19 protein-coding genes and 1 pseudogene are annotated in these 19,314 nt (G+C 47.6%); 7 read left to right on the top strand and 13 right to left on the bottom strand.

Annotation, left to right across the window (positions count from 1 at the left end):
• Positions 1-401 (bottom strand): annotated as a pseudogene (locus D8Y20_RS13990) (collagen-like protein); the annotation flags it as partial.
• A 316-nt stretch (positions 402-717) separates the two neighbouring features.
• Positions 718-1,263 carry a DUF5610 domain-containing protein gene (locus tag D8Y20_RS10690; RefSeq protein ID WP_121543570.1) on the bottom strand — a complete coding sequence of 182 codons (546 nt, stop codon included), beginning with the start codon at positions 1,261-1,263 and terminating at the stop codon, positions 718-720.
• 176 nt (positions 1,264-1,439) lie between these two features.
• On the opposite strand from D8Y20_RS10690, the gene D8Y20_RS10685 reads away from it, so the two are divergent.
• Entirely contained in the window at positions 1,440-2,039 is a 600-nt protein-coding gene (locus D8Y20_RS10685) for a hypothetical protein (protein WP_121543568.1), read from the top strand.
• A gap of 81 nt (positions 2,040-2,120) precedes the next feature.
• Here the strand turns inward: D8Y20_RS10685 and D8Y20_RS10680 are convergent, their stop codons facing one another.
• The gene (locus D8Y20_RS10680; RefSeq protein ID WP_121543566.1) at positions 2,121-2,702 is read right to left on the bottom strand and encodes a porin family protein; all 582 of its coding nucleotides are present in this window, start codon (positions 2,700-2,702) and stop codon (positions 2,121-2,123) included.
• 204 nt (positions 2,703-2,906) lie between these two features.
• On the opposite strand from D8Y20_RS10680, the gene D8Y20_RS10675 reads away from it, so the two are divergent.
• The 4 genes from D8Y20_RS10675 to D8Y20_RS10660 are packed head-to-tail and all read left to right on the top strand — an operon-like array spanning position 2,907 to position 6,097.
• The gene (locus tag D8Y20_RS10675) at positions 2,907-3,947 is read left to right on the top strand and encodes a homoserine O-succinyltransferase (RefSeq protein ID WP_121543564.1); all 1,041 of its coding nucleotides are present in this window, start codon (positions 2,907-2,909) and stop codon (positions 3,945-3,947) included.
• 24 nt (positions 3,948-3,971) lie between these two features.
• The gene (locus tag D8Y20_RS10670; RefSeq protein ID WP_121543562.1) at positions 3,972-5,246 is read left to right on the top strand and encodes an O-acetylhomoserine aminocarboxypropyltransferase/cysteine synthase family protein; all 1,275 of its coding nucleotides are present in this window, start codon (positions 3,972-3,974) and stop codon (positions 5,244-5,246) included.
• A 41-nt stretch (positions 5,247-5,287) separates the two neighbouring features.
• Complete coding sequence (locus D8Y20_RS10665) at positions 5,288-5,800, top strand: GNAT family N-acetyltransferase (RefSeq protein WP_121543560.1); 513 nt, start codon at positions 5,288-5,290, stop codon at positions 5,798-5,800.
• A 60-nt stretch (positions 5,801-5,860) separates the two neighbouring features.
• Entirely contained in the window at positions 5,861-6,097 is a 237-nt protein-coding gene (locus tag D8Y20_RS10660; protein ID WP_121543558.1) for a type II toxin-antitoxin system Phd/YefM family antitoxin, read from the top strand.
• 247 nt (positions 6,098-6,344) lie between these two features.
• On the opposite strand, the gene ilvC is transcribed toward D8Y20_RS10660, so the two are convergent.
• The 10 genes from ilvC to D8Y20_RS10605 form a co-directional block, all read right to left on the bottom strand.
• Positions 6,345-7,361 carry a ketol-acid reductoisomerase gene (ilvC, locus tag D8Y20_RS10650; RefSeq protein ID WP_121543556.1) on the bottom strand — a complete coding sequence of 339 codons (1,017 nt, stop codon included), beginning with the start codon at positions 7,359-7,361 and terminating at the stop codon, positions 6,345-6,347.
• Between the two features lie 321 nt (positions 7,362-7,682).
• Complete coding sequence (locus tag D8Y20_RS10645) at positions 7,683-9,038, bottom strand: phosphomannomutase/phosphoglucomutase (protein WP_121543578.1); 1,356 nt, start codon at positions 9,036-9,038, stop codon at positions 7,683-7,685.
• Between the two features lie 38 nt (positions 9,039-9,076).
• Positions 9,077-10,462, bottom strand: coding sequence for an aspartate ammonia-lyase (locus tag D8Y20_RS10640; protein WP_121543554.1), 1,386 nt, complete (start codon positions 10,460-10,462; stop codon positions 9,077-9,079).
• The gene (locus D8Y20_RS10635) at positions 10,462-12,096 is read right to left on the bottom strand and encodes a PP2C family protein-serine/threonine phosphatase (protein ID WP_121543552.1); all 1,635 of its coding nucleotides are present in this window, start codon (positions 12,094-12,096) and stop codon (positions 10,462-10,464) included. Before D8Y20_RS10635 ends, D8Y20_RS10640 begins: the two co-directional genes overlap by 1 nt.
• Positions 12,097-12,212: 116 nt before the next feature.
• Positions 12,213-12,890: a lipopolysaccharide assembly protein LapB gene (locus D8Y20_RS10630; protein ID WP_236075398.1), complete on the bottom strand. Its 678-nt coding sequence runs from the start codon at positions 12,888-12,890 to the stop codon at positions 12,213-12,215.
• A gap of 41 nt (positions 12,891-12,931) precedes the next feature.
• Positions 12,932-13,723 carry an SDR family oxidoreductase gene (locus D8Y20_RS10625; protein WP_121543550.1) on the bottom strand — a complete coding sequence of 264 codons (792 nt, stop codon included), beginning with the start codon at positions 13,721-13,723 and terminating at the stop codon, positions 12,932-12,934.
• On the bottom strand, positions 13,723-14,385 hold the full coding sequence (locus tag D8Y20_RS10620; RefSeq protein WP_121543548.1) for a TenA family transcriptional regulator: 663 nt from the start codon (positions 14,383-14,385) through the stop codon (positions 13,723-13,725). The genes D8Y20_RS10625 and D8Y20_RS10620 overlap by 1 nt, the downstream gene beginning before the upstream one ends.
• Positions 14,386-15,909 carry an AMP-binding protein gene (locus tag D8Y20_RS10615; RefSeq protein WP_121543546.1) on the bottom strand — a complete coding sequence of 508 codons (1,524 nt, stop codon included), beginning with the start codon at positions 15,907-15,909 and terminating at the stop codon, positions 14,386-14,388.
• Entirely contained in the window at positions 15,906-16,538 is a 633-nt protein-coding gene (locus D8Y20_RS10610; protein ID WP_121543544.1) for a thermostable hemolysin, read from the bottom strand. Before D8Y20_RS10610 ends, D8Y20_RS10615 begins: the two co-directional genes overlap by 4 nt.
• A 119-nt stretch (positions 16,539-16,657) precedes the next feature.
• Positions 16,658-17,251 (bottom strand): glutathione S-transferase family protein, encoded by a 594-nt coding sequence (locus D8Y20_RS10605; RefSeq protein WP_121543542.1) that lies wholly within the window; start codon positions 17,249-17,251, stop codon positions 16,658-16,660.
• A 276-nt stretch (positions 17,252-17,527) separates the two neighbouring features.
• Between D8Y20_RS10605 and D8Y20_RS10600 the strand changes: the two genes are divergently transcribed.
• Both D8Y20_RS10600 and D8Y20_RS10595 read left to right on the top strand, forming a co-directional pair.
• Positions 17,528-18,436, top strand: coding sequence for a recombination-associated protein RdgC (locus D8Y20_RS10600; RefSeq protein ID WP_121543540.1), 909 nt, complete (start codon positions 17,528-17,530; stop codon positions 18,434-18,436).
• 7 nt (positions 18,437-18,443) lie between these two features.
• Entirely contained in the window at positions 18,444-19,286 is an 843-nt protein-coding gene (locus tag D8Y20_RS10595; protein WP_121543538.1) for a symmetrical bis(5'-nucleosyl)-tetraphosphatase, read from the top strand.
• Positions 19,287-19,314: the final 28 nt, after the last annotated feature.

Here is a 19,314-nt window from a genome sequence, read left to right as displayed (position 1 = left end):
CCATCAACGCCGTTGGCACCTGCAGGACCAGTTAAACCAATTGGGCCTTGTGCTCCTGTTGCACCATCAACGCCGTTGGCACCTGCAGGACCAGTTAAACCAATCGGGCCTTGTGCTCCTGTCGCACCATCAACGCCGTTGGCACCTGCAACTCCGGTTAAACCAATTGGGCCTTGTGCGCCTGTCGCACCATCAACGCCGTTAGCTCCAGCAGGACCAGCTTTAAGCTGAATTGCTGCAATTGCAGTTTTATTTGCTGCAATATTTTGAGCATTAAGCTGCTTACTTATTTTAATTTGATTGATTTCAGAATCATGTCGATTTTCGCGAGTTTCATCTGCCACAACTACGCTGCTGCTAAATGCAACAATCAAAGCTGCATAAAATATTCTGTATTTCATATTCCCCCCCCCCTTATAGTAGCTTTTGTATTCATGTGAATGAGATTAATCTTCACGACTCAAACACACGCCTTTCATTTGCACATCACCCAAATGGGGTATATTTCTATTTTTAATTCACTTATTTTGAATTAAATGCAGATAATAAGCCTAGAATTGGGGCGAAGGTGATTTTAAATCACATTTCATTGTCCATATAAAGGAATGAACACAGATTTATACTTCACTCCGATATTCTGGAATTCGCTAAAAGGTATCAAGTATTGAATGTTGAATTGTTTGTCAGTGATTGTTTGGGAACACTGTCCCTGAGTCTTCAAGCGGTAGTGTTATCCGGTGGCAACAAGCCAAGCAACTGAGCCAGGTTATCCAGCCCCTGTTGAACAGAATCATAGGTGTTATTAACAGTGTCTTTCACATCCCCTTCAAGTGCTTGCATGCCATCAAGAATACCACGTGCCTGTTCAAATCCCTTTTCGATACCGACTTTTATATTTTCAAACAGTTGTGCTCGGGAGGTTTGTTGCGCAATCGGCAGATCAAGTTGTTTACTTTCCGCTCGACCAATCATTTGACTGGCAAAAGCCAGGATACGATCCGCCGTAGCTTCCGGGCTCATGTCCATGCCTGACTGAGCAGCCTGTTCAATAGCACCATCACCAAGATGCGGAGCAAACATCGCGTTAATTTTTTCTGTCGCTGCACGTAAAATTAATTCGGTAGGATTGTCTCTAACACTAAAAGTCATCTGACCTGCTACATGTAGTGACGCGGGTGGTTCAGCGGTTTTGTGTTGTACTTCTGCCTTTTGTGAAAAAAGTATCGCATTGGAAGATTGAATACCTGGAATTATAACTGCCATTTCAACCTCCTGAATTATATATACATGCCAGAAACTATCTGGATCATACTATCTATCGGTTAAATGCCAGTGAACTGAATGTTTCATGTGCAAGCCGGTATAAAAATATGCTTGAACTGGCAACTTAATCATAGAGTCTGTGCAATCAAACCAAGGTTGGTAGAGAGGAAGAGGCTATGAAGAAATGGGTCATTACAATCGGTGTTTGCACCTTTTTATTACAGGGTTGTAGCACTGCCACCAAATTGGCTGGTCAGGCCATTCGCAGTGGCATGAAAGATATCGAGATTAGTGTTACCAATGGCTACGATATTCATCAGTTTTCTCATAGTCGTATTGCTGTATCCACCGATATCACCAATATCAGGGGTATGAGTGTTTCTGCTCCCGGTTCCGGTAACGCAGCCATTTCCAATAACGTTTATACCGATATGATTATGACCGAATTTCTTAAGCAAGGTTTTGATGCCCGCGCCATTGCTGACTCTTTCAATTTTAATGATGCCTACTCACTGGGGGGCTATCGTGATCAGGGTTTCCAGATTATCGTCAAAGGCAATTTGAAACTGGCAACCTCAAGCAGCATGTGGGGTGAAATGACCGGTGGCGAGGCGTCTTATTCAGGTGTTAAAGAGTTTACACTGAAGGGTATTGATACCAATAGTGGGAAAGTGATATTTATCGTTACCGGTGATTATGGCAAACCCAAGGAGGCCAAGGTGGTAGCCAGTGACATCGCCGATGCCTTCAACGACAAAATCAAGCGCCGACGGTAGTTAGCCTCTTACCTGAGCATAAACAAAAACGGGGAGGCTCTTGAGAGCCTCCCCGTGGTAAATATAGATAAACCGCTTGTTTTAAAAGTGGTACGCGACGTTGGTGGTTAAACCCCACATGCGAGCCTTGGAATCGGCTGCGAATACGGTGCCGGCTTTCATAGAGACAGGGAACATGTACTGTGTCCAATCCGCGCCGATTGAAAGGTTGTTGTCGAGTTTGTAATCAAAACCAGCACCAACACTCAGGCCTGTTTTGGTCTGGGTCTGGGTAGCAGTGTTCAGCTGACCTTTGATGCGTGCAGTAGTAGCACCGGCCAGCATGAAGATATCCAGGTTGGATGCGACCGGATACTTGGCTTTGGCCAGATAGGAGAAGAGCACAGGGCTGGAATAGGTGGAAGTGCTTGCACCTACAGTCTTTTTATTCTTACCGCTCATGCCGAGACGCAGTTCTGCTGCGAAATATTCATTAAAATCAGCACCGAATTTAACAAAGCCACCAAATGTCTTCTTGGTCTGGTCAACGCCAGCTGCTTTATGTTCTGTGCTAAGAATGCCGACACCCATACCTGTGTAGTAAGAGATCTCCTGTGCATTTACGTTGCTGGCAATGCCAACGGAAGCCAATGTAATAGCCGCAGTAGCGATGATCTTTTTCATATTTTATATCTCCTGAATAAGGCCGCGAAGCAGGGGCCTTTGTTTGAATGTCGGGGCACTATAGGAAAGGATTCTTAATTTAACCTTAAAACAAGCTAAGCTATCTGTAATTTACTGTTTATAACTTTCCATCATGGGGGAAAAAAACTAGGCTTCATTTTGTCTTGTACTACGGCAAGATAGTTGAAAGAGGGGCCTTCATACATGCCATTGGTTGAGCACACATCTTTACCTGCATTTGAGAAGCTACGTCAGCGCGGTGAAAAGGTGCTTACCTTGAAACAGGCGCTGCAGCAGGATATTCGCGAGTTGCATGTTGGGCTGTTGAATATGATGCCCGATGCCGCTCTGATCGCCACCGAAATACAGTTCATGCGGCTGGTCGGTAGCTGCAACCAGATTGTGCAGTTTTATGTCCACCCTTTTACCGTTGATGGACTTGAGCGCAGTGAAGAGAGTCAGGATTACATCACCCACTACTACAATAGTTTTGATGAGATCAAAACGATGGGCTTGGATGCACTGATTGTCACTGGAGCCAATGTCAGTAACCCTTCTCTGGATCAGGAACCATTCTGGGAACCACTGAAGGAAGTGGTTACATGGGCGCAGGAACATGTCACCTCAGTGCTCTGCTCCTGCCTTGCCACGCATGCGTTGGTAAAACAGCTCTACCACATTGAACGTGAACCTATGCCCGCCAAATTATGGGGCGTTTATCCGCATCGGATTATGCATCAGGAGCATCCATTGTTGCGTGATATCAACACCCGCTTTGATGTGCCACATTCACGCTTTAACGCGATTTATCGCGAACCATTAGAGCGATCCGGTTTAACCATCCTGATTGAGAGTGAGGTGGCCGGGGTGCATATGGCGGTCAGCCCTGATCAATATAGTATGGTTTATTTTCAAGGCCATCCGGAGTACGACACCAACAGCCTGCTTAAAGAGTACAAGCGCGAGGTGAGCCGTTTTAAGCGCGGTGAGCGTGATGATTATCCACCTATGCCCGAGCACTATTTTTGTGATGATGCGATCGTTATTGCTGAGCACTATCGTCAGGATCTTCTTGATGCGCTTAAGCAGGGCTCTGAATTACCTGGCTTCCCAGAGTCACATCTTGAGCCGCTACTCGATAACACCTGGCGCGATACGGCCAAGTCGATTGTGAATAACTGGTTGGGGCTGGTGTATGAGAAAACAAATTTTGAGCGACAACGCTCGCACAACAGATCTGCCTGATGCAGGCAACAAAGAGGAGAAAAGATGAAAACTGAAACGATTGCCATCCACGCGGGTTACGAAACCGATCCAACCACCAAATCGGTTGCCGTACCGATTTATCAGACGGTGGCTTATGAATTTGATAGTGCCCAACATGGAGCAGACCTCTTCAATCTTGCTGTACCCGGTAACATCTATACCCGTATTATGAACCCCACATCAGATGTGTTGGAAAAACGCTGTGCAGCACTTGATGGTGGTATTGCAGGCCTTGCTGTGAGTTCAGGCAGTGCGGCGATCACCTATGCAATCCAGACCATTGCCAAATCGGGTAATAACATTGTCACCATCCCGATGCTCTATGGCGGCACCTACACCTTGTTTGCCCATATGTTGCCAAGTCAGGGCATTGATGTGCGATTTGCCGAGAATGATAGCCCGGCAGCACTTGAAGTGCTGATCGATGATAAAACCTCTGCAATCTTCTGCGAATCTATCGGTAATCCGGCTGGTAATATTGTTGATCTTGAAGCTATCTGTGCGATGGCCGACAAACATGGTATTCCGGTGATTGTGGATAATACGGTGGCACCATCGCTGATTCGTCCGATTGATTATGGCGCATCGATTGTGGTCTATTCATTGACCAAATATATGGGTGGGCACGGTAACTCGCTTGGCGGTATGATTGTTGATTCCGGCAAGTTCCCATGGGCTGAACATGCAGATCGTTTTCCAATGCTGAACGAACCTGAAGCAGCTTATCATGGTGTGGTTTATACCGAGGCACTGGGTGAAGCGGCATTTATTGGTCGTGCCCGTACTGTGCCGCTGCGCAATACAGGTTCAGCCCTTAGTCCTATGAATGCTTTTCTGCTATTGCAAGGTATTGAGACGCTGACACTACGCATGGAGCGTCATTGCGATAACGCTATCGTTGTTGCGAACCATCTGAAAAATCATCCGGATGTGGCTTGGGTGCAGTACGGTGGATTGCCCGATTCGCCTTACCATGCGCTGGCGCAAAAATATTGTGATGGGCGCCCCTCCGCACTGCTTACCTTTGGCGTGAAAGGTGGTTTTGAAGTGGCTGAGAAGTTCTATGATTCACTCGACATGTTTAAACGTCTGGTGAATATCGGTGATACCAAATCACTGGCCGCTCATCCTGCCTCCACTACCCACCGTCAGCTTAGTGAAGATGAGCTGGTCACAGCGGGCGTGACGCCGGATATGTTGCGCCTTTGCATCGGCATTGAGCATATTGATGATATCATTGCCGATATCGATCAGGCACTGGCTGCTGCTACGGCTTAATCGACGCGTGTTTGATCTGAAAGGGTGCTGGGCAGCTAGTTGTGTGTGAAATACGGCTGGCCGGGGCTAAGGACGTAAATGCAATCATTCAGATAGGTAGCCATACGTTTAACAAGGCATATGGCGATATTGTCAGGCCTGATGATATGGCGACTTATCTGGAAAAGATGTTTGATCATATACGCATTGCTGCGGAAATTGCGGACGAAACTGCTTTCTATTGGGTAGCAGAGCGTGATGATAGTTTGCTCGCTTATGCAAAATTGGCGCAAACGCCCAGACCAAAGCAGTTGCCGAACGCCAATATGATGGAACTGGTTCGCCTCTATGTTGTTGAAGATGAGTATGGCAAAGGGATAGGCAGTGATCTGCTTAGAGCCGCCAGATCAAACGTCATGGCATCAGGTTGCTCAGGATGGTGGCTGCGTGTTTGGCAAAAAAACGCATCAGCTATCCGTTTGTATGAGCGCCATGGTTTTAAGGCTCTGGGCGTTGAACCCTATCTAATCGGTGAAACTGCGAATCCGGTGGTGTTGATGCATGAGCCATTGTGATGACTATTGGGTTTCTGTTTTCTTGACGTAGACCTTACAAAGAGTTTAAAGGAGGCTGTTATGGGACAATGGCAATTACAGGATGCGAAAGCTCGATTAAGTGAAGTGATCAAATCAGCCCATGATGAGGGGCCGCAACTGGTTACTGTGCGAGGAAAACCATCTGCTGTTGTAATCTCCTTTGAAGAATATAAGGCGATGAAAAAGCAGCGCCCCGGTTTCGTTGAGTTCATGCGGAGCTCTCCACTTGTTGGTGTTGAACTGTCAGACTCTCCAGTTCGGGGTATTTCATTGTGAGCTATCTGGTCGATACAAATGTGTTATCGGAACTGGTACGCCCAAAACCAGATCCAGCCGTTGTTGCCTAGAAAAGATCTTTGAAAAAGAAGTCATGTGTCCCGTGTTTTAAGCGTGGGTGCAAGTTAAAGAACTGACCCTTGAAATTCTATAGCCCTTGATGCTCTTTTCTAACGGTAACGGGTAACAAAAAAAGGGAGCCGAATGGCTCCCTTTCTGTTTAAGTCGAGGACGCTGCCTCGACAGATTAGTTTTTAGATTTATCTACGATCTTGTTGATCCAAGGCATCATTGCACGCAGCTTTTCACCAGTCACTTCGATTGGATGAACTGCGTTGTTACGACGTGCAGCAGTCATGCTTGCGTAGTTAGTTGCGCCTTCAAGGATGAACTGTTTGGCATATTCACCAGACTGGATGTTCTTCAGGCACTCACGCATTGCTTTCTTAGACTCTTCGTTGATCACTTTAGGGCCAGTAACATACTCACCATACTCAGCATTGTTAGAGATAGAGTAGTTCATGTTGGCGATGCCACCTTCATACATCAGATCAACAATCAATTTCAGTTCGTGCAGACATTCAAAGTATGCCATTTCAGGAGCGTAACCCGCTTCAGTCAGTGTTTCGAAACCAGCTTTAACCAGTTCAACAGCACCACCACAAAGAACAGCCTGCTCACCGAACAGATCGGTTTCAGTCTCATCCTGGAATGTAGTTTCGATGATACCAGTACGGCCGCCACCGATTGCAGATGCGTAAGAGAGGCAAAGTGCTTTAGCACTACCTGTTGCATCCTGATGGATAGCGATCAGATCAGGGATGCCGCCGCCGCGTACAAATTCAGAGCGAACAGTGTGGCCAGGCGCTTTCGGTGCAATCATGACAACGTCGAGATCGGCACGTGGAACAACCTGATTGTAATGAATGGCGAAACCATGCGCGAATGCAAGTGTTGCACCCTGTTTCAGGTTTGGCTCAAGCTCATCACGGTACAATACAGACTGGAACTCATCAGGAGTCAGTACCATTACGAAGTCAGCGCCAGCAACAGCATCAGCAACATTGCTGACTTTCAGGCCATGAGCTTCAGCTTTAGCGACAGAAGAAGAACCTGCACGCAGGCCGACAGTAACGTCTACGCCGGAATCATTAAGGTTGGTTGCATGAGCATGACCCTGTGAACCGTAACCAATAATTGCTACTTTTTTACTCTTGATGATCGAAAGATCAGCGTCTTTATCGTAATAGACGTTTAAAGCCATGATGAACTCCTGTGAGATAAGTATAAAGGCGGCGCAGCATATACGTTTTTGTATTAGAATTCACCTGTAAATTCAATCGATAGTTAAAGCCTATCCATAACTAAACGGACGGCTTTCACCACAGAGGCGCGAAGACACAAAGGAAATATAATCAAAGAAGAAGTTTGGGATGAGCATAAGGTGCTAAGAGTAGGTTGATAGATAAACTCAAATTGATTTTTTCTTTGTCCCCCAGGGGATACTCTCTTGTTTAACATCACAGGCATTTCCTTTGGTCGCAATGCATTTGATGTCTCTATGTCTTCGTGGTGAACAGTTTTGTTATTGTGTATCCAGCCATGATTCAATCAAGGCACGCATCTCATCGAGTCGCTTGTTATCCGGTGCTTCAAAACGCATCACCAGTGCCGGTTGGGTGTTGGAGGCACGCAACAGGCCCCAGCCATCGGCAAAACGGATACGCATGCCATCAATATCAATAATGTCATATCCCAGCGATTTGAAATGGATGATGGCTTGATCAACGACATCGAACTTCTCTTGGTCACTGCATGCAATGCGAATTTCCGGTGTGGCTACAGTGATGGGTACATCAGCCAGCAGCTCTGAAAACGTGGAGCCCGTATCGGCAAGCATCTGCATGATACGGGCACCGGCATATGCAGCATCATCAAAGCCGAAAAAACGATCTGCAAAAAATAGGTGGCCGCTCATTTCGCCAGCCAGCAGGGCGCCGGTCTCTTTCATTTTTGCTTTGATTAAGGAGTGTCCGGTACGCCACATCACCGCTTTGCCACCGGCTTGTTCAATGGCGTTGTAGAGCATTTGTGAGCTTTTAATTTCAGAAATAATGGTAGCGCCGGGATATTCCAGTAACAGACGCCGCGACAGCAGTAACAGCAACATATCGCTCCAGATAATGGTGCCATGCTCATCAACGATGCCGATACGATCACCATCACCATCAAAAGCAATACCAAGGTCAGCCTTGTGGGCACGTACGGTGTTGGCCAGATCAACCATGTTTTCTGCGATGGTCGGATCGGGATGATGATTGGGGAAACGACCATCCGGTTCACAATAAAGCTCAATGACTTCACAACCTAACTGTCGATAGAGCGGGGCGGCAATCATGCCTGATGGACCGTTGCCTGCATCAATGACCACTTTAAAGGGACGAGAGAGCGGGCAATCATTCACAACAAATTGGGTATAACTGTCGGTGATAGAGAAGGGGGTGCAACTACCGGTGGCTTTGTCAGTGCGGAGATCTTGCTGCATCAGCTCCTTTAAGCGTTGAATATCATGGCCGTGCAGACTGGACGTGCCAATCATCATTTTAAAGCCGTTATATTCACTGGGGTTGTGGCTGGCAGTGACATGCACACTGCCGGCTGCTGAGAGTTGATGCACCGCATAATAAGCCAGAGGGGTAGGCACGATACCGATATCCATCACATGCAGACCGGCATCGTTGAGTCCGCGTATCAAGGCTGTTTGTAGACCCGGGCCAGACAGCCGCACATCACGGCCAACAATGACCGGGCGCGATTCGTTGGCTGGTAACATGGTGGCAAAGGCTTGACCAAGACGATAAGCTAGGGCTTCTGTGATGTCGGTGGCGGCAATGCCGCGAATATCATATTCACGGAAAGCGTGATGTGGAAAATCGGTTATGGTTGTCAATCTATCTGTCCAGTGGTTTTGATCGTAGTTTATTTGGGAGCCAGCATGGATGTTGGATCCAATAAGCGATCCAGTTCATCGGCGGGCAGTACATCAGCTTCAAGGCAGAGCTGGCGTACGGTTTTACCTTCGTTGACAGCCTGTTTGGCAATTTGAGATGCACGATCATAGCCGATCACAGGAGCCAGCGATGTTACCATGCTCATACTCCATTCAATTTGCTCGGCACAGCGTTCTCTATTGGCTTCGATACCTTGAATACATTTGTCGGCGAACATGTGCATGGCACTAGCTAACAGCCGTTCAGATTCGAGAAGGTTATGTGTCATCATTGGCAACATCACATTCAATTCCAGCAGGCCGGTGCTGCCACCAATGCTAATCGCGGCATCGTTACCCATGACATGAGCGCAAACCTGTGCCATCGACTCAGCAATCACGGGATTCACTTTACCCGGCATAATGGAACTGCCCGGTTGTACTGCTGGAACGGATATTTCACCGAGACCACAGCGTGGTCCCATATTTAACAGGCGTACATCGTTGGCGATTTTCATCAATGAGACCGCCAGTGTTTTTAACTGACCGGAGAGCTCAACAGCAGCATCCTGAGCTGCTTGAGCTTCAAAATGATTTTCCGCTTCCTTAAAATCGATGCCATAAGCTTCAGATAAGGCGGCTGCCATGCGCGCTCCAAATTCCGGATGCGTATTCAGACCTGTGCCTACAGCAGTACCACCCTGCGCCAGTTCAGTGATGCGTGGCAGGCAAGATTTCAGGCGCTCAATACCCAACTCAATCTGGCGTGCCCAGCCGGAAATCTCCTGACCCAGTGTTACCGGGGTGGCATCCATCAAATGGGTGCGGCCGATCTTGATGACATCGCGTGTGGCTGCAGCTTTTTCGTTCAAGACCGCAAGCAGGTGTGTGGCGGCTGGAAGCAGTGCATGTACCAATAGATCACTGGCAGCCAGATGAATCGCAGTGGGAATCACATCATTGGATGATTGGCCCTGATTGACATGATCATTGGGATGAATCGGTTCATCTGCATTAATTTGCGCACAACGGTGGGCGGTTACTTCATTGGCATTCATATTGGTTGATGTGGCAGAACCGGTTTGAAAAATATCGAGTACAAATTCGGCATCCCAATCACCCAAAGCCACTTCCAGGGCAGCCTGACGAATAAGCTCCATTTTGGCGCGATCAAGGCGACCTAAATCAGCATTCACGGAAGCAGCAGCCATCTTAATTTGCGCCACGGCTTTAATGAATTCACGTGAAAAACGCAAATTGGATACCGGGAAATTTTCTACAGCACGTGCAGTGGAAGCACCATACATGGCGTTGGCAGGCACTTGCATTTCGCCCATGGAATCACGTTCGGTTCTATAGTCATGATTGTTTGACATTATTTCTCCCTTTTAACACACAGCAGCGTTAAATCATCATCCCCGTCATTGCGACCAAAGGCATCCAATTCTTCAAGTAACAGACGTGGTAGTTCACTTACCGGGTTTTCTGTATGTGCCATTAGCCATTTTCTGAGTCTGGCTTCACCATACATCTCTTTGCCAATGCGGCCGGATGTTTCGGTCACACCATCGGTATAAGCCAGCAGTGTATCACCTGGATCAAATTCCGTTCTGACCACGTCATATTGCAGGTTTCTAATCAGGCCAAGCGGAGGTGAAGAGGCTTGCATGGATTTGATCGTGCGCTCACCGGATGCGTCGGTTTTTATCAATAAAGGTGGCACATGACCTGCATTTACCCAGACCAGTGAATGGGATTCAGGTTGCAACTTGGCCATGAACAGGGTGACAAAACGACCAGAAGTTAAGGTGTCGCACAGGGCTTCATTCAAATAGTTCGCGGCCTCTTCAATAGGCCAGTTTAGTGTAGATAAACCACGTAACATCGCTTGTAGGTTGGCCATGGTCAAAGCAGCTGGATAACCCTTGCCGGATACATCTGCTACCATCAGCCAGATACGCCCATCATCGAGTTTAATATAATCGTAATAGTCTCCACCGACCGTATAACAGGTTTGTTGAAACCCCTTCAAGGTATAATAGGGGATGACCGGTTCATGTTTGGGCAACAGACCTTGCTGAATTTCGGCTGCTAAAGCTAAAGAATCTTTTAAATCTTCGCGTTCCTGCAGACCGTGCATGGCGGTATTTAAACCACGTGCTAATTCACCAAAATCATCATCAAGTAGAACCGGGACACGGCCTTCAAATTGACCGCTGGCCAAATGACCCAGGCCGGTTTCCAGTGTTGAGGTAATTGTTTTGAGTGTTTGTGTGATATGCCAAACCAGAACCAGACTGGCGGTGATCGACATGGCCAGAAGTACAATGACTTGAGAGAGAATGAATACAGTTTCATTCTCATTGCCATCTTGGGCTAGCCAGATGTAACAGGCCAGAATAATTGTTGGTACAAGGCCTGTGACGAGAAAAACGATCCATGGCCTGTGTGTTGATGCGGTGATGTGTTTATGAGAATAGGTGTCGGATAACAGGCCGGCAAATAGGCCATGCCGCGACAGGCTAAGACGCAGCTGGGAGGAAAATACGATGGAGTGCGTTACAGCAAGTGCCGGAGCTAAAACACCGGAGGCAAAAGAGAAATTAAGTGCTAATGTGATGAACATGCGCCAGCTGAGTAGATGATCGTTCAGTACCGCAAACAAAGGGATACTGATGATCAGATAGATGGCGAACACCCATCCGGCAACGGTATAAGATTTTAATGCCCGCCATGGAAAGTCTGATAGAACCGTTTCAATGAAAGAGCGATGTTGTTCCAGATCATCACACTGATTAAAGCACTGCTGTAGTGGCATATAGGTCCACCATGCAGCACCGCAGATCAACAGTAAAAACAGGCCGGTATCAATCAGTGACAGGGTGTTTGTTAGGCCAAGCTCAGTCGCATTGCCGTTTAATTGCATCAAGCTCTGACCGAGTAGAAAGAGAAACAGTAGTGGCCACAAGCTGAGCAGATATGACCAGAAATTTTTGTCAGCAGACTTCATCGGCTGACTCTATAATGAATCTGTTTTATTACATAGACCCTTTCACTGCGAGGCGTCAGTTCGTGCATTTTTCGCGGTGAAGGGTCTATGTGATTAAATATATATTGCCGATGGATTTATTTAGCCACCTTGAGGTGTAATTTTTTCTTCACTTTAGCTAACAGTACGGCCGCTTCTGTTTTGCGACCAGTCGAATATACCGGACGATTCGCTACAGCAGGCAGTGCCATAACTTTTTCCAGTAACGGTAATGCCTTTTTGTATTTGCGTTGCTCCACCCAGTAATCAGCCATGAAATAGTTGGCATCCATATCATCAGGTGCAATCGTCTGTGCTTTGCTCAGGTATTCCAGTGCTTTATCTTCATCACCGAAACCGATTGGCCAGCCGGGTGTCATATAGAAGAAGCTACCCAGAGTGGTATAGACGGAGCCGTTCAAGGCATTGGCATCAATTTTCTCAGCTTCCAAAAGCAGGTCGCGTCCTTTTTCCATCTGTGGCATGGCATTGGTAATGGATGAGAGACCACCCATCGCACCGGCATATCCAGCCCGGATAATCGCTTCCCATATTTTGGGTTCAGCACGATCTGCATGTTTGGCGCTCAGTGCCTCAGCTTTAGCGACCAGAGCCTTAAAGGTGGCCTCCTTGGTGTCGTCTGCAGCTTTGTAGTTGGCCGAAGCCCACTGATGTTGTAACTCCAGTACGGTATCACTTACTTCGTCGGCATAAGCGGGTGTAGAGAGCAATCCTGCCAATATCATGATACTCATCATCCATTGCGTTATCTTCATTACTGTACTCCTTGGTAGTGTGGTTTCATGTGGCTATGGGGTTATTTTTCGCCCTTGGCGAAGGCACGAGCGATACGGTTTTGCGCAGCCAGTGCTTTATCTACCAAGCGCGGGAACATGACATTGATGTTAACAAACAGCGCTTCAGGAAAACCGAAATAGATATCTTTGCGGTTATTGTTGATCGCTGCGATAATTTTTTTCACGACATCTTCAGGGGCGTCCATATTCATGCCGGTTGCTTCACCCATGCGCATCAGTGCATCGGAATTCATCGGTGTTTTTACAGCACGTGGTGCGATATAGGTGACTTTGATGTTGGTGTCTGCCACTTCACGGCGCAGTGCTTCAGAAAAACCACGCAGGCCGAACTTACTGGCCGAGTAAACAGCGAAATAGGCAAAACCAATGGAGCCGAAAATAGAGCCGACATTGACGATGCGACCGGCATTGTTCTTCTGCATCACGGGTAGAAATGCACGCGCTAACCACATAGGAGCCAGCAGATTCACATGTAGCATCAGTTCTATCTTTTCAGGGTTTTCATCTTCATATGCAGCAAAACTGTTAATACCGGCTAAATTGATAAGCAGGTCAATACCTCCCAGCTTTTCCAGACATTGGTCGGCGACTACAGTACATCCGGCGGCAGATGAGAGATCACCTGCAATAGCATGGGAGTCCGGCAATTCTGCGTGCATAGCATCCAGGGCTTTTGCATTGGCATCCACCATGGCCAGATTGGCACCGAGTTTAACCAGTTCTCTGGCCAATATGGAGCCCATACCACCGGCAGCGCCTGTTAAAACAACACGTTTGTCCTTGATTTCCATTATCCCTCCAGCGCAATCATCGGTAGAGAACGGAATATATCGCCATACAATTTATAAACCATGCCTGCACAGTGAATAACTGCCTGCTTGTCTTCATCATGGTCCAGTCGGTTCATCAGTTTTTCGTAAAAATCAACATGGCCAACATCCAGCGAGCCGTGGGAATTCAGATAAGAGAAGGCAGTTTTTGGTAACCCCAGTGCCTGCTCGATATTACCCGCCGCGTGTGTTGCAAGTGCTACGCTGGTGCCTTCAAGCACCAGTACCATGCCGAAAAAACCAACCGGGTTATTGCGATAGATGGTATCATAGGCATAGGCGACCATCAGTTCAGTGGCAGCAGATGGTGTGCCATTGCGCACTGCTTCTTTGTCTGCGCCACAGGCTTCGATATCGTTGAGAATCCACTCCTGATGCCCCATCTCTTCTTCGATGTATTCACCGACAGCTTCACGCAGCCATTCCAGCCTTGCAGGCAAACGGCCGCCGGTTGCCATCAATAAGGGTGTGGTATGTTTAACGTGATGGTAGGCCTGCGTCAGGAATGCAGTGTAGCTCTCCAGACTTAATTGCCCCGCACTACCCATCTGAATAAATGGGATGGATATCAAATCATTGCGCGCATCTTCTGTTGCTGCAACCAATTCATCATAAAACGCCATTCAGGTCTCCCGGTTTCCGTGTCGTAAATATATCTGTTCTATTTGTGCTTCATATTGTTGAAAAATAAACTGGCGTCTTGGTCGCGCTGTTCCTGTCCATAAGCCATTGGCGATGCTAAAGGTGTCATCCGCCAAGATCCAAGCCGAAATGGATGCATAATCGGGTAATTGCGCATTGGCGCTATCAACTGCCTGTTGAATCATTTGGTCAGTTACATCATTGCCTGTATTGCGGGCAACGATGATGGCTACATTAAACGGACGCGCTTCACCAAAGACACAGCACTGGGCAATGACCGGTTCAATACAGAGCTCCCGTTCGACCCATTCAGGTGAGACGTTGCGGCCAAAGGCTGTGATGAAAATATGTTTCTTGCGGCCACTCAAAAACAGAAATCCCTCATCATCCATATGCCCGATGTCACCTGTTGGCCAATAAGTATCGGCGAATGCTTCATCGCCTAAATAACCGGAGAACAGGCCTCCGTTGACGAGGATTTCACCATCATCCGCGAAGCGTACCTTAGCATGCGGTAATATGTGACCAACACTGCCCGGTTTGTGATGCGACGGGCTGTTTACAGCCACAACGCTAGAAGCTTCAGAGAGCCCATAACCCTCATAGACAGGCAAACCGAGCGCAGCAGCGCGCTGCAATAGTTGTTCTGAAACAGGTGCTCCACCCACGGCGATAAAGCGCAAGGTGTGTGGCTGTGGTGCTCCTGCTTCGATAGCAGCAACCAGCGCATGCAACATTTGCGGAATCATAATGCAGGTTGTGGCGCGCGATTGAATCAGCATGCCGACAAAGCGTTGCACATCAAGGCCACTGGAGCCACTGAGTCCAACGTCTGCTAATGACGGTGATACCACGGTAGCGCCACTGAGAAGGGGGGCGTAAATGCCGCCGATATTTTCCAGCAGGGTTGCATAAGGTAGCAGGGAGAGGTGTCTGTCCTTTTTATTGGCACCGGTGACGTGTGCCAGAGAGCGCGACACGGTCTGCATGGTAGCAGCTTGTAAGCAGACGCCCTTGGGTTCACCGGTAGATCCGGATGTGAAGGTGACTTTGGCACATGCTTCAGGCAGCTGGATCTTTGTAAGATGCAGCCGAATCAGATGTAGGGATTGACCGGCTAAAGTCAGTGTTACAGGCGGTTCCTGTTTTATGTCCAGGGTCGTCAATAGTTGTTGCAGTTGTTCGCTATGTGTTGTTTGGCAAAGCAGCGCATCAATGCCTGCACTACGGAGCAGATGTGCGATCTGCTGTGGGGTGAAAAAATGAGGGATCGGAGCCAGCATCACTTCGGCCTGCAGACAGGCCAGATCAGCAATGCACCAGGCTGGCCCGTTATCAGCCAGTAGGGCGATAGCGTTTAAATGATGTGTTCCCAGCTCATTTGCGAGTTTGGTTACGGCCTTGCTTACATCAGCATACGTCAGTGATGTTGTGCTGTTTTCAATAGCAATGGCAGCCGGTGTTTCCTGTGCATATTGGGAAATAGCTATACTGAGCGGATTCATGCGGACTGCTTGCAATGGGCTGCATCTATGCCTGCTTGTTCAGCGCTGGACCAGGTATCACGCATATTTTCCCACAAGGCCTGTAAATTGCTATGCCCCTCTTCGAGTGAACCGAAACAAACAACAGGATCTCCATTATAATATGTGCCCCATTTTTTCAGGTCGCCTTCAGGTAGTCGTTCTTCATCTGCATGAATCAGCTGTTTAGGTGATAAACCCAATTTAACAAACACATTGCGCAGGCGTTTGGTGCCTGTAAATACAACCCAGCGAAAGCCTGCATTATAAAAATAGGCCGTTGCTCCAATAATAGCCATGCGGGCATCGCCCGGGAATGCTTCAGCCAGATTGCCTACTTCAACAATTTCAGAACGATCTACAGGCTGACCGAGATAGCTTGATATACACTGTTCAATGGGGGCATCCAGATAATGTTCCAAATAAAGTGGTGCTTTCGAGGCTTCTTTGTAGCCCATTACAGATCGATATTGCTGATGTTTATCGCGCACGAGCATCATATTGGGCATGAAATGTTGAATATCGGCACCATGAGCCTTGAGAAATACCTCGGCTACGAATTTGATCGCATTGTCTCTTTCCGGGTGATCACGGTGCAATACACTAAACATAATATTTCATACCCTGTTTGCCGAGATTTTGCGGGAGGGTAGGTACTTTAATCGTAAAAGGCTGTGATGCAAATCACATCAAAATCTTTTTCTATGTTTTGAGAATCAGCAATCAATAATCAATAATCGCGTAACATTTGCTCGATTTCAGACAATGAACGTTCAAAGGCCGGACGTTCAAACAGACGGTCCATATAGCCTTCAAGGTTGTTCCATGGTGCTGTATCGATTCCAATAGAAGGCAGACGCCACAAAATAGGAGCCAGCGTTACATCAGCCAGTGTGTATTGCTCACCGATGAAAAATTCCTGACGCGCAAGGTATGCATCCAATGACGTAAGATAGACTTTGATTTTGGCGACAGCATCTTTTTTCTTGCGGCTGTTCTGGCTATCTGCGTACAAAGGGTAGAGTTCACGCTCTAACTGTAGCACTGCTAAACGCATCTGAGCACGTTCTGCTGGTGAACCCGGTTTCAATGGAGGGTGCGGATAACGCTCATCGAGGTATTCGTTGACTACAGATGATTCAAAAAACACGATGTCACGATCGATCACCGTAGGTAGTTTACCATACGGGTTAATCTTCATGAAATCGGCAGGGAGGTTATCAGCTTCTAATTCTTGCGTTTCGACGGGCAGTTCTTTTTCTGCCAAGACAATACGGGTACGATGCGAGTTTGGACAATGGGCATCAGAATACAGTTTGATCATCAAATCCTCCAGGTATTTGACAAGCCGAAAGCCTTGCCAAAACGGTCGCGCAGTGTAGCGGGAAGTTTGAAAAAATAAAGCCTAATATGAATAAGCGTTTCGCCAGTATGATGATGTCTAAGTAATGTTGTGAAGTGTGAGGCTTTTGATACATTGCGGCGCAGTTTTTTAATCGTCACTATTCATCGTTACTGCCAGAATAAAAAGGGATAAGGCTGCGGTGCATTGGTGAATCATGTAGCTTATAGTGAAAATACCTAACAAGGACAATGTAATATGTGGTTTAAGAATATTCAGTTTTATGCGTTTGAGGATGATTTTAAATTGACCGCAGCGCAGTTGCATGAGGCTCTGCTGACACGCAAGGCACGTGATTGCGGTCAGATGGAGATGGCCTGTGAGGGCTGGAGTAAGCCTCTGGGTCATGCCGGGCAGATGTTGGTGCATGAGAGCAATGGTGCATTGATGCTGTGCATGCGTCGTGAAGATAAGGTATTGCCGGCTTCACTGGTGCGTGAACAGGTGGTTGAACGCGCTTTTCAGATTGAAGCTGAAGCAGGGCGTCCGGTGGGGCGTAAAGAGAAGGGTGATATTAAAGAACAGGTATTGCAGGAGTTGTTGCCAAGAGCATTGGTACGGGCCAGCCATACCTATGCATGCATTTTACCGCAGAAAGGGTGGCTGATTGTCGATTCCTCCAGCGCCAGTAAAGCCGAATCCTTGATTGAGCTATTACGTAAAACGCTTGGCACATTCAATGTTGTACTGCCTGCTACCAATGAATCACCGGAAACGGCGATGACGCGCTGGTTGATGAATGATACTGCTCTGCCTGAAGGGTTTGAGGTGGAAGATGAATGTGAAATGCAGGCAGGAGAAGGTGCGGAAGGCGTAGTGCGTTGTAAATATGTTGATCTTTCATCTGCTGAAGTACGCGCCCATGTTGCACTTGGACGACGGGTGAAAAAGATGGCGATGAATTGGCGTGAACGTATGTCATTTGTGTTGCATGAAGATATGTCTGTTCGCCGTTTGAAATTTGATTCCGCTATTCTGGATGAGGCGGGTGAATCCGGCGGGGATGATGTGGCCAGATTTGATGCGGACTTCACCTTGATGGTGGCTGAATTTGGTGAGTTCTTACCTGAACTGTTGAGCGCATTGAATACCGAGGCAGAGGCGTAGGCTCAGCATGGCAGTCTATGCGGTAGGGGATATTCAGGGTTGTTATGAACCACTGAGAAAATTGCTCAGGCAGGTTGATTTCAACCCTGCCGAAGATGTGCTCTGGTGTGTTGGGGATCTGGTCAACCGAGGGCCAGACTCTTTGAATACATTGCGATTTCTAAAAGCCTTGGGTGATGCTTGTATCTGTGTGTTGGGTAACCATGATCTACACCTGCTAGAGCTGGCAAGTGGATCCAGCAGCTATCGGCGGGATACACTGGAACAGGTACTTGATGCTGATGATTGTGAAGAGCTGATTACATGGTTAAGGCATCAGCCTGTGTTGCACCATGATACGGATTTAGCTTGGACAATGGTGCATGCCGGACTGCATCCGCAATGGACACTGCGTAAAGCGAAAAAAAGAGCCATGAAAATTGAAATGCAGTTGCAGGGCGAACACTGGAAAGAATTTTGCCATCAACTGCATCATGTGAAATTCCCGATTTCTGAACCGAAGAAAGCGGATCCTACCCGCCCGCTATTTGCTGCTGCCGTATTCACCCGCACACGCTATTGTAGCAGTGATGGCGTGTTTAACTGGGATGTACGGACCGGTGAAAGCAGTAATGAAAAAGAGAGACCATGGTTTAGTCATAAGCGATTGAAGTGGCTGGGCGATACGCATGTGGTCTATGGTCATTGGGCTGCGAAAGGTCTGGTGGATGATCAGCCACATGTACTTGGCTTGGATACAGGTTGCGTGTGGGGTAATGCGTTAACGTTAGCGGAGCTGGAGAAAGGCGGTCGTTTTAAAATTGTAGCGCAAGAGAAGCTTGATGCTGTGCAAGATGCTCTGACGCTATAGAGGTGCTGTGTTAATTTCAGGGTGATTG

Origin of the sequence: Mariprofundus sp. EBB-1 (assembly GCF_003665155.1) — a bacterium.
In the GTDB taxonomy this organism is placed as follows: Bacteria; Pseudomonadota; Zetaproteobacteria; order Mariprofundales; family Mariprofundaceae; genus Mariprofundus.
Note: the sequence above shows the minus strand (reverse complement) of the source record. Positions and strands in the feature narration are given on the sequence as shown.

What these genes read in the sequence shown, in the direction of transcription:
- D8Y20_RS10690 (WP_121543570.1), bottom strand. Translation starts at nt 1,263, where the DNA reads ATGGCAGTTATAATTCCAGGTATTCAATCTTCCAATGCGATACTTTTT.
- D8Y20_RS10685 (WP_121543568.1), top strand. Translation starts at nt 1,440, where the DNA reads ATGAAGAAATGGGTCATTACAATCGGTGTTTGCACCTTTTTATTACAG.
- D8Y20_RS10680 (WP_121543566.1), bottom strand. Translation starts at nt 2,702, where the DNA reads ATGAAAAAGATCATCGCTACTGCGGCTATTACATTGGCTTCCGTTGGC.
- D8Y20_RS10675 (WP_121543564.1), top strand. Translation starts at nt 2,907, where the DNA reads ATGCCATTGGTTGAGCACACATCTTTACCTGCATTTGAGAAGCTACGT.
- D8Y20_RS10670 (WP_121543562.1), top strand. Translation starts at nt 3,972, where the DNA reads ATGAAAACTGAAACGATTGCCATCCACGCGGGTTACGAAACCGATCCA.
- D8Y20_RS10660 (WP_121543558.1), top strand. Translation starts at nt 5,861, where the DNA reads ATGGGACAATGGCAATTACAGGATGCGAAAGCTCGATTAAGTGAAGTG.
- ilvC (WP_121543556.1), bottom strand. Translation starts at nt 7,361, where the DNA reads ATGGCTTTAAACGTCTATTACGATAAAGACGCTGATCTTTCGATCATC.
- D8Y20_RS10640 (WP_121543554.1), bottom strand. Translation starts at nt 10,462, where the DNA reads ATGTCAAACAATCATGACTATAGAACCGAACGTGATTCCATGGGCGAA.
- D8Y20_RS10635 (WP_121543552.1), bottom strand. Translation starts at nt 12,096, where the DNA reads ATGAAGTCTGCTGACAAAAATTTCTGGTCATATCTGCTCAGCTTGTGG.
- D8Y20_RS10630 (WP_236075398.1), bottom strand. Translation starts at nt 12,890, where the DNA reads ATGAAGATAACGCAATGGATGATGAGTATCATGATATTGGCAGGATTG.
- D8Y20_RS10625 (WP_121543550.1), bottom strand. Translation starts at nt 13,723, where the DNA reads ATGGAAATCAAGGACAAACGTGTTGTTTTAACAGGCGCTGCCGGTGGT.
- D8Y20_RS10620 (WP_121543548.1), bottom strand. Translation starts at nt 14,385, where the DNA reads ATGGCGTTTTATGATGAATTGGTTGCAGCAACAGAAGATGCGCGCAAT.
- D8Y20_RS10615 (WP_121543546.1), bottom strand. Translation starts at nt 15,909, where the DNA reads ATGAATCCGCTCAGTATAGCTATTTCCCAATATGCACAGGAAACACCG.
- D8Y20_RS10610 (WP_121543544.1), bottom strand. Translation starts at nt 16,538, where the DNA reads ATGTTTAGTGTATTGCACCGTGATCACCCGGAAAGAGACAATGCGATC.
- D8Y20_RS10605 (WP_121543542.1), bottom strand. Translation starts at nt 17,251, where the DNA reads ATGATCAAACTGTATTCTGATGCCCATTGTCCAAACTCGCATCGTACC.
- D8Y20_RS10600 (WP_121543540.1), top strand. Translation starts at nt 17,528, where the DNA reads ATGTGGTTTAAGAATATTCAGTTTTATGCGTTTGAGGATGATTTTAAA.
- D8Y20_RS10595 (WP_121543538.1), top strand. Translation starts at nt 18,444, where the DNA reads ATGGCAGTCTATGCGGTAGGGGATATTCAGGGTTGTTATGAACCACTG.